Below are 8119 nucleotides of genomic sequence, written 5' to 3' on the forward strand. Positions count from 1 at the left end.
CGCGCCGACCGTCCGGATCATCGGACGGCACGCCCCGGCCGGTCGCTCGTGACGCCGGGGGTATCGTTTCATGACCAGAGTTTTCGTATCGCTGATGGCGCTCGCCACCGCAACGTCCGCCGCATCGCCGGCGTTCGCCGATGCGGATCGGGCGGGCGCGGGGGCGGCCGAGCGCGCGGTTGATGGTGCCGAGGTCGTCGTCACCGCCTCGCGTTCGGGCGATGCCGTGCCGGTCGTCCAGCTTGGCGCGTCGGTGACGGTGATCGATGCCGCCGCGATCGACCGGCGGCAGACTCGGATCGTGTCCGACGTGCTGCGCGACGTGCCTGGCCTTGCGGTCAGTCGGACGGGCGCGATCGGTGGTACGACACAGGTGCGCATCCGCGGGTCGGAGGGCAACCATGTGCTCGTCCTGATCGACGGGATCGAAGTGTCCGATCCCTATCAGGGTGAATATGATTTCGGGACGCTGATCGCGGACGAGGCGGCGCGGGTCGAGGTGCTGCGCGGTCAGCAATCGGCGCTATACGGATCGGACGCGATCGGCGGCGTCATCCAATATCTGACGCTGAGCGGGGCGGAAGCGCCCGGCACAACGCTGCGCGCCGAGGGCGGATCGTTCGGCACATTCTCGGGCGGCGCCCGCGTCGCAGGCGTTTCCGGGAACCTCGACTACGCTCTGTCGGGTTCGACCTATCTAACCGACGGCACGCTGACCGCGCGCGGCGGGTCGCGCGACATCGGCGCAAAAAGCGTCGGCGCGAGCGGCAAGCTCATCTGGTCGCCCGGCGATACGTTCAAAGTAACCGCGGTCGGCCGCTACAGCCATACAGACGCCGACAGCAACGACACGGCGTTGAGTGGTCCGCAGTTCGGCACAGTCGTCGACACGCCAGGCGCCCGCAGTACGGTGGAGGCCTATTACGGGCTCGTACGCGCCGAGGTGGTGCTCGCGGACGGCCGCTGGACGAACGCGCTGAGCGGGCAATTCGCCGACACGACGCGCCGGGCACTCGTCGACGACGCGCTCAATTTCGGCAACAAGGGACGGCGGTACAAGGGCTCGTTCGAAAGTGCGTTCCGGTTCGGGACCGACCGGATCCAGCACCGCCTGACGGGTGCCGTCGATGTAGAACGAGAGGAATTCCAGACGCTTAGCCCGGTCCCCTCGGAGTTCGTATTCACCGGACGACGCCATACCGACAATGTCGGGATCGTCGGCCAGTATGACGTCGTGGTCGATGACGCGCTGGCGATTGGCGCTTCCGTCCGCCGCGACGAGAATACGCGCTTCGACGACACCACGACCTACCGTGCGCAGGCAAGCTATCGCTTCGCCACGGGTACACGCGTTCGCGGCGCCTACGGGACGGGGGTGAAGAACCCGGGCTATTTCGATCTCTTCGGCTATGCGGATGGTCGCTATATCGGCAATCCGAACCTCAAGCCCGAGAAGTCGAAGGGATGGGAAGCTGGTCTCGAACAGAGTTTCGGGGGTGACCGCGCGACGATCGGCGCGACCTATTTCGACAGTCGCCTGACGAACGAGATCTTCACAACCTATCCAGAGCCCGATTTCGTTGCGACCCCCGGCAACCGCGATACGCGGTCGAAGCAGCACGGCGTCGAGGTGTTCGCCAGCGCGCGGCCGATCACGCAACTGCGGTTTGATCTTGCCTACACCTATCTGCGCGCGCGCGAGGACGGCAGCGTCGAGATTCGCCGGCCGAGCCATATCGGCAGCGTCAACATGACCGCGTTCAGTCGTGACGAGCGTTTATCGGGAACGTTGACGGTGCGATACAATGGCCGTCAGCAGGACGATGCGTATACCGATCCGAGCTATGTGCCGGTACGGCTGGCGCTCCAGGAATATGTCCTCGTCAACCTCAACGCAGCCTATCAACTGAGCCCGACGCTATCGGTCTTCGGGCGCGTCGAGAACCTGTTCGACGAGCGGTACGAGGAGGTGTTCAGCTATGTCGGGCAGGGCCGCGGTGCCTATGCCGGCATCAAGGCGGCGTTCTGATGCGCAGCGAGGCGGATCACAAGGCGCGGATGGCCAAGAAGAAGGTCGTCCAGGACAGGATCGTCGCAGCCAAGACGATCGAGAAGGGCCTGCTCATGGTGCATACCGGGCCCGGCAAGGGGAAGACCACGGCGGCGCTCGGCATGGCGGTCCGGATGATGGGGCATGGGCGAAAGGTCGGGATCGTCCAGTTCGTCAAGGGTGCGATGACGACGGGGGAGAAGGTGATCTTCGACGCATTCCCCGACCTGGTCGCGTTCAAACCGATGGGCGAGGGCTTCACCTGGGATACGCAGGACCGAACGCGCGACATTGCCGTCGCGCGCGAGGCTTGGGACGAGGTTCGGCGAATGATCGCCGATCCGTCCTATGCGATGGTCATCGCCGACGAGATCAACATCGTCCTGCGGTACGATTATCTGCCGCTCGACGAGGTGCTCAGCGGTTTTGCGGCGCGTCCGGAGATGACGCATGTCGTTGCGACCGGGCGGAATGCCCCCGACGCGCTGATCGCCGCGGCGGATCTCGTGACCGAGATGGGGCAGGTCAAACATCCGTTCCGAGGCGGCGTCAAGGCGCAGGCGGGGGTCGAGTTCTAGCCTGCCCGCGCGGGCGACCCGATGGTCGTCCCAGCGCCGGCCGCGCCGCTATTCCTGCAGTTGCGCTGCGAGGCTCCGGGCGGCGCGGACATAGGCGGGGCCACCGCACACCGTCCAGGCCTCAGGGATGCGCAGGCGCTTGATCCGTGCGAGTACGGGGTGGTGGAGCATCTCGGTACCCTGATCGGTGACGCGGTCCGTCGCGCTCTCGACGACCAGATAGTCCGGACGCGCGAGCGCCATCTGCTCGAGCGACAGCTGCGATAGCGCCGGCTTGTCGAGCCTCGTGGCCAGGTTGGTCAAGCCCAGACGCTGCATGAGATCGTCGATCAACGTTCCCTTGCCCGTCAGAAATCCGCGACGCTGGTAATAGGCGGCGACGCGTCCCCGGCCGACAGCGGGTGGTATACGTGCCAAGGCGGTGTCCATCCGGCGTATCAGCCTCTCGCCCCGGTCGGGATGTCCCACTGCCGCCGCAACCTGGCGGACTTGCGCGACGATCGCGGCGTAGCTGTCCGCGGGGGGAAGATCGAGCGTCGCGATACGCTGGTGACCCAGCACATCGGCGATGGTCTTGCGGCGGAACGGCGAGGCTATGACAAGATCGGGGCGCAGCATCAGCACATCCTCTGCACTGCCGCGGCTCGACGGCATGTGCTTCGCCTGAGCCGCGACGGCGGACATGTCGGGGTCGCGCGCGAACCTCGTGAGCGCCGCGATCTGCGACGGATCGGCAAGCGCGATCAGATACTGGTCCGCGCACAGATTGAGCGACACGATCCTGCGCGGCAAGCTCGGCGCCGCGGCGGTCGACGTCGGCAAAACCAGCGTCGTCAGGGCGATCAGCGGGAAAACGTGGCGCATGCGCAAAGTCCTGCCGCAGCGATGACATATGCGCTAGGCGGAAACGATGAGACAGACGCGGTCAGGATCAGGCGCGTGACGCGCGGACGGTTGCTCGGCGGACTGATGCTGCTTGCCGCGATGGCGGGGGTGGCGTCGGTCGCGATCGGGAGCGCCGCGATCCCGCCGGGTCACGTTTTCGAAGCGCTGATCGGACATGGCGACCCGATCGAGCGCGCGATCCTGCTCGAGCTGCGGCTTCCGCGCGCCATTCTCGGGCTGGCAGTCGGCGCCATGCTTGGGCTGTCAGGTGCCGCCCTGCAGGGGTTTCTGCGCAATCCGCTTGCCGAGCCGTCGGTTCTCGGCGCCTCGAACGGCGCGTCGCTCGGGGCGGTGATCGCGCTGTACTTCGGGGTCGCGGAGATACACCCGGCGATGTTGCCCGCGCTGGCGATCATCGGGGCGTTCGCCGCGCTTGGACTGTTGTTCGTGCTGTCGGCTGGATCGGAAAGTGCGCTGTCGCTGATCCTTGCGGGCATCGCGGTGGGAACGCTCGCCGTTGCCGGGGTCAGCCTTGCCCTGAACCTCTCGCCCAACCCCTTTGCCGCGATGGAGATCATGACCTGGCTGCTCGGATCGCTTGAAGATCGTTCGTTCACGCACGTGATGCTCGCGCTGCCCTGCATCGCGGTCGGGATCGTGCTGGTGGCGTGGGACGGGCGCGCGCTCGATGCGCTGTCGCTCGGAGAAGATGGCGCGCGCGCACTCGGTGTCGATCTCCGCTACACGCGTGCCCGGATACTCGTCGGGATCGCGGTCGGTGTCGGCGGTGCCGTCGCGGTTTCGGGCGCGATCGGGTTCATCGGGCTGATCGTCCCGCACCTGATCCGTCCGCTGACCGACCGGTCACCATCGGCGATCCTGCTGCCATCCGCGATCGGCGGCGCCGCGCTGCTGACCTTCGCCGATGTCCTGGTGCGCGTGATCCCCACCTCGAGCGAACTCAAGCTCGGCGTGGTCACCGCGTTTCTAGGCGTGCCGGTGTTCGTCGTCCAACTAATGCGCGAGCGGCGGTCATGGTGAGCCTCGCCACAAGAGATCTGGTCGTTCGTCGCGCTGGGGTGGACGTCGTGGAGCAGGTCAGCTTTTCCGCCGATGGCGGGGCGTTGATCGGTATCGTCGGTCCCAACGGCGCAGGAAAATCGACGCTGGTGCAGGCGCTGTTGGGGCTCGTCGCCTCGACGGGGGATATCCTGCTCGATGGACAGCCGCTTGGCCGACGCTCGCGGGCGCAGATCGCGCGAACGATTGCGTATCTGCCTCAGGGCCAGAGCCTGCATTGGCCATTGAGTGTCGACCGGCTCGTCGCGCTGGGACGGTTGCCGCACCTGGCGCCGCTGTCGCGCATGACGACGGAAGACCGGGCCGCGGTCGACCGGGCCATGGCGACGGCGGACGTAACGGCGTTCGCGACGCGGACGGCGACCGAATTGTCGGGCGGCGAGCGCGCCCGGGTCCTCCTTGCCCGCGCGCTTGCGGTCGCGGCGCCCGCGCTGATCGTCGACGAGCCGCTCGCGTCGCTCGATCCCGCGCACCAGATGCGGGTGATGGAAATCCTGCGCGACCAAGCCATGCGCGGGGTCTTGGTGATCGCGGTGCTTCATGATCTGAGCCTTGCCGCGCGCTATTGCGACCGGTTAATGATGATCGACCGCGGGCGGCTGGTCGCGGATGGTCCGCCGGACGCCGTGCTGACGCCCGAACGCCTGCGCGAAACCTATGGTATCCGCGCCTGGTTCGGATCGGTGGCGAACGTGCCGCTCATCGTTCCCATCGCGCGCGCGACGTCACGGCACGATTGACCAGCGCCCGGCGACACGCCTATTCGGGGTGCTGCGACAGGTTCCCCGGCGACGGGGATGAAAAGGGAACGGGAGAACCCCGGCTGCCCCTGCAACTGTAAGCGGCGAGCCATCGTGCCATCATGCCATTGGGATTCCGGTCCCGAGAAGGCGGTGCGGAGGGCTGTGACCCGTGAGCCAGGAGACCTGCCCGTCGCAGTCGTCTTTCGTCCGGCCAGGGTGCGCCGAGCGGACGGGGGTGAACCCGAGCGACGACATAACCAGTCTGCGGTCCGAGGCCGCGGGCGCGTATGTCATGGGGTTTTAATGCCGAATATTCTGGTTCCCGCCGAAGACGGTGCGGCCGTCGTCGCCTGCAGCACCTGCCGTGCGTCCACCGATGCGAAGGACGATGCCGAGGGTATGCGGGGCGGTGCAAGGCTCGTCGCGGCATTGCAGGCGGTTCAGGCAAGCGATCCGCGCTATGCCGGAATTGCGGTTCAGGCGATGCCGTGCCTGTTCGCCTGTCAGGACTTCTGCACCATCCATGTCCGCGGCCCCGCGAAGATCGGCTATGTGCTGGGGCGCTTCACGCCTGATGAGGACGCGGCGCGGGCGATCCTCGATTATGCCGTGCTGCATGCGGAGAGTGCGGAGGGGCAGGTGCCGTTCCGGCAGTGGCCTGCGGGGATCAAGGGGCATTTCATCACTCGGACGCCGCCTGCCGGCTATGTTGCGCAGTGACGCTGTTCCCCACGGTCGCGGCGTTCGAGGCGGCGCTGGCGGCCCTTCCCACGGCAGACGAAGCTGCGCGAGGGGCCGCATCGCTGCGGCAAACACACTTGACCAAGCCGCCCGGATCTCTTGGCCGACTTGAAGACCTCGCGGTCTTCATGGCGGGCTGGCAAGGGCGCGAGCGGCCGCGGTTCGAGCGCGCACGGGCGGCGATTTTCGCGGGAAATCACGGCGTTGCGGTGCACGGGGTCAGCGCCTTTCCGGTCTCCGTCACCGCACAGATGGTTGACAATTTCCGCCGTGGGGGCGCGGCGATCAATGCGCTGGCGGATGCCGTCGGGCTCGAGCTCGTCATCGCCGACATTGATCTGGAAACCCCTACCGCGGATTTCACGACGGGGCCGGCGATGGACGACACCGCGTGTCTTGCCGCACTCAATATCGGAGCCGATGTCGTCGTGCCGGGACTAGACATGCTTGTCGTGGGTGAGATGGGGATCGGGAATTCTACGTCGGCTACGGCGTTGTGTTTGCGGAGTTATGGCGGAACGGCGGGCGATTGGGTCGGCCCGGGGACCGGTGTCGATGCGGCCGGGATCGCTCGCAAATGTGCCGTGGTTGCTGCAGCGGTCACGTACCATGCCGGGTCGGCCCATAGCCCGTTCGAGACGTTGCGGCGGGTCGGGGGGCGTGAAATCGTCGCGATCGCTGGCGCGGTGGTGGCGGCGCGGGTGGCGGGGGTGCCGGTGGTGCTCGATGGATTCATTTCGTCGGCGGCGATTGCGCCGATTGCGGCGGCGTATCCTGGCATTGTGGAGCACTGCATTGCCGGCCATTGTTCGGCGGAGCCGGGGCATGAGCGACTGCTCGCCGCGCTGAAACTCGAGCCTTTACTGCGGCTTGGGATGCGGTTGGGGGAGGGAAGCGGGGCGGCAGTTGCGGTCGGGGTGATCCGGTCGGCGCTGGCGGCGCATGACGGGATGGCGACGTTTGCCGAGGCGGGGGTGTCGGTGGCGTGAGCGCGCCTTTCCTGCTCCACCTGCTGCGGCATGGGGCGCCTGAACTGACCGGGCGGATGCTGGGGCGGACTGATAGCCCGGTCACGGCGGAGGGGCTGGCGGCCTGTTTGGCGCGGGTAAAACCGCTCGAGTTCAAGGCGTTGCTCTGTTCTGATCTCATGCGATCGCAGGCCATTGCGGATGCGATCGGGCGGGAGCGGGGGCTGACTCCGACGACCGATGCGCGGTGGCGGGAGCTGGATTTCGGGGACTGGGACGGGCTGGCTGCGGCGGAGATCGACGCTGCGGCGTTGCAGCGGTTCTGGGACGATCCGGATGGTGAACCGCCACCGGGTGGGGAACGGTGGAGCGATCTGGGTGCGAGAATTACCGAGGCGATAAAAGATCTTACCCCAGAAACCTCATTGATCGTGACACATGGCGGGGCGATCCGCGCAGCGCTGAAATCGCTGTGCGGGTTCGGGTTGCGCGAGCTCTGGGCGTTCGATTTGCCCTATGCGGCGTTGATTACGCTACGGATCTGGCCGGACCTGACGGCGCAGATCGTGGCGCTGCAGACAGATCCACTTTCGTGAAACGGCTGATCGTCGCCTTCGGCTTCCTGACGCGCGTGCCGATGCCGCAAGTTACTGCGGACGCTGAGGATTTTGCCGCCGCGATCAGGTGGTACCCGGTTGTCGGGGCGTGCATCGGGGTGGTCGTCGCGGCGGCGGGGTGGGCCGGCGCGCTGGTCGATCCGTGGACCGGTGCGCTTGCCGCGCTGACAATTTGGGTAGCGATTACAGGGGCTTTGCACCTGGATGGGCTGGCAGATCTGGCAGACGGGCTGGGTGCCGCGCACGGCAATCGCGACCGGCTGATCGCGGTCATGGCGGATCCGCATATCGGCAGCTTCGGCGTTGTGATGATCGCCCTGCAACTCATTGCAAAACTTGTCTTATTGCATGCCGTTTCGAGTCAGGGATGGGCGGTCGTGATCGTCGTCCCGATGCTCGCGCGGATTGGGCCGTTATGCTGGGCGCGGTGGGTGCCGCTGCTCCGGGAGGGCGGGCT

Annotated in this window: 9 protein-coding genes and 1 riboswitch; of the genes, 8 read left to right on the top strand and 1 reads right to left on the bottom strand. The window is 66.7% G+C overall.

The annotated features are described in order from the left end of the window. Positions 1 to 70: 70 nt before the first annotated feature. Both AC0CH3_RS13130 and cobO read left to right on the top strand, forming a co-directional pair. On the top strand, positions 71 to 2029 hold the full coding sequence (locus AC0CH3_RS13130) for a TonB-dependent receptor plug domain-containing protein (protein WP_465237980.1): 1959 nt from the start codon (positions 71 to 73) through the stop codon (positions 2027 to 2029). Further along, entirely contained in the window at positions 2029 to 2628 is a 600-nt protein-coding gene (gene cobO / locus AC0CH3_RS13135) for a cob(I)yrinic acid a,c-diamide adenosyltransferase (protein WP_354299744.1), read from the top strand. The genes AC0CH3_RS13130 and cobO overlap by 1 nt, the downstream gene beginning before the upstream one ends. Before the next feature lie 48 nt (positions 2629 to 2676). Here cobO and AC0CH3_RS13140 read toward each other — a convergent pair whose 3' ends face one another. Continuing rightward, positions 2677 to 3492 (bottom strand): ABC transporter substrate-binding protein, encoded by an 816-nt coding sequence (locus tag AC0CH3_RS13140; RefSeq protein ID WP_354299745.1) that lies wholly within the window; start codon positions 3490 to 3492, stop codon positions 2677 to 2679. A gap of 105 nt (positions 3493 to 3597) precedes the next feature. On the opposite strand from AC0CH3_RS13140, the gene AC0CH3_RS13145 reads away from it, so the two are divergent. From AC0CH3_RS13145 to AC0CH3_RS13170, 6 genes are all read left to right on the top strand, one after another. Next, complete coding sequence (locus AC0CH3_RS13145; RefSeq protein ID WP_354300426.1) at positions 3598 to 4554, top strand: FecCD family ABC transporter permease; 957 nt, start codon at positions 3598 to 3600, stop codon at positions 4552 to 4554. After that, a complete protein-coding gene (locus AC0CH3_RS13150; protein ID WP_465237981.1) occupies positions 4548 to 5333 on the top strand; it encodes an ABC transporter ATP-binding protein in 786 nt (261 codons plus the stop codon). The genes AC0CH3_RS13145 and AC0CH3_RS13150 overlap by 7 nt, the downstream gene beginning before the upstream one ends. 21 nt (positions 5334 to 5354) lie before the next feature. Beyond that, a riboswitch (cobalamin riboswitch) is annotated at positions 5355 to 5541 on the top strand. A gap of 107 nt (positions 5542 to 5648) precedes the next feature. Continuing rightward, positions 5649 to 6056 (top strand): DUF1636 domain-containing protein, encoded by a 408-nt coding sequence (locus AC0CH3_RS13155; RefSeq protein ID WP_056024157.1) that lies wholly within the window; start codon positions 5649 to 5651, stop codon positions 6054 to 6056. Continuing rightward, complete coding sequence (gene cobT / locus AC0CH3_RS13160) at positions 6053 to 7066, top strand: nicotinate-nucleotide--dimethylbenzimidazole phosphoribosyltransferase (RefSeq protein WP_354299748.1); 1014 nt, start codon at positions 6053 to 6055, stop codon at positions 7064 to 7066. Before AC0CH3_RS13155 ends, cobT begins: the two co-directional genes overlap by 4 nt. Then, positions 7063 to 7641: a histidine phosphatase family protein gene (locus AC0CH3_RS13165; protein WP_354299750.1), complete on the top strand. Its 579-nt coding sequence runs from the start codon at positions 7063 to 7065 to the stop codon at positions 7639 to 7641. Before cobT ends, AC0CH3_RS13165 begins: the two co-directional genes overlap by 4 nt. After that, positions 7638 to 8119 (top strand): adenosylcobinamide-GDP ribazoletransferase (locus tag AC0CH3_RS13170; protein ID WP_465237982.1); only part of this gene is annotated, 482 nt, incomplete at its 3' end. The genes AC0CH3_RS13165 and AC0CH3_RS13170, both read left to right, overlap by 4 nt.

The organism is Sphingomonas sp. AC449 (genome assembly GCF_979253475.1).

Coding starts and splice junctions, on each gene's coding strand:
- AC0CH3_RS13145 (WP_354300426.1), top strand. CDS start 3,598: ATGCTGCTTGCCGCGATGGCGGGGGTGGCGTCGGTCGCGATCGGGAGC.
- cobO (WP_354299744.1), top strand. CDS start 2,029: ATGCGCAGCGAGGCGGATCACAAGGCGCGGATGGCCAAGAAGAAGGTC.
- AC0CH3_RS13150 (WP_465237981.1), top strand. CDS start 4,548: ATGGTGAGCCTCGCCACAAGAGATCTGGTCGTTCGTCGCGCTGGGGTG.
- AC0CH3_RS13140 (WP_354299745.1), bottom strand. CDS start 3,492: ATGCGCCACGTTTTCCCGCTGATCGCCCTGACGACGCTGGTTTTGCCG.
- AC0CH3_RS13130 (WP_465237980.1), top strand. CDS start 71: ATGACCAGAGTTTTCGTATCGCTGATGGCGCTCGCCACCGCAACGTCC.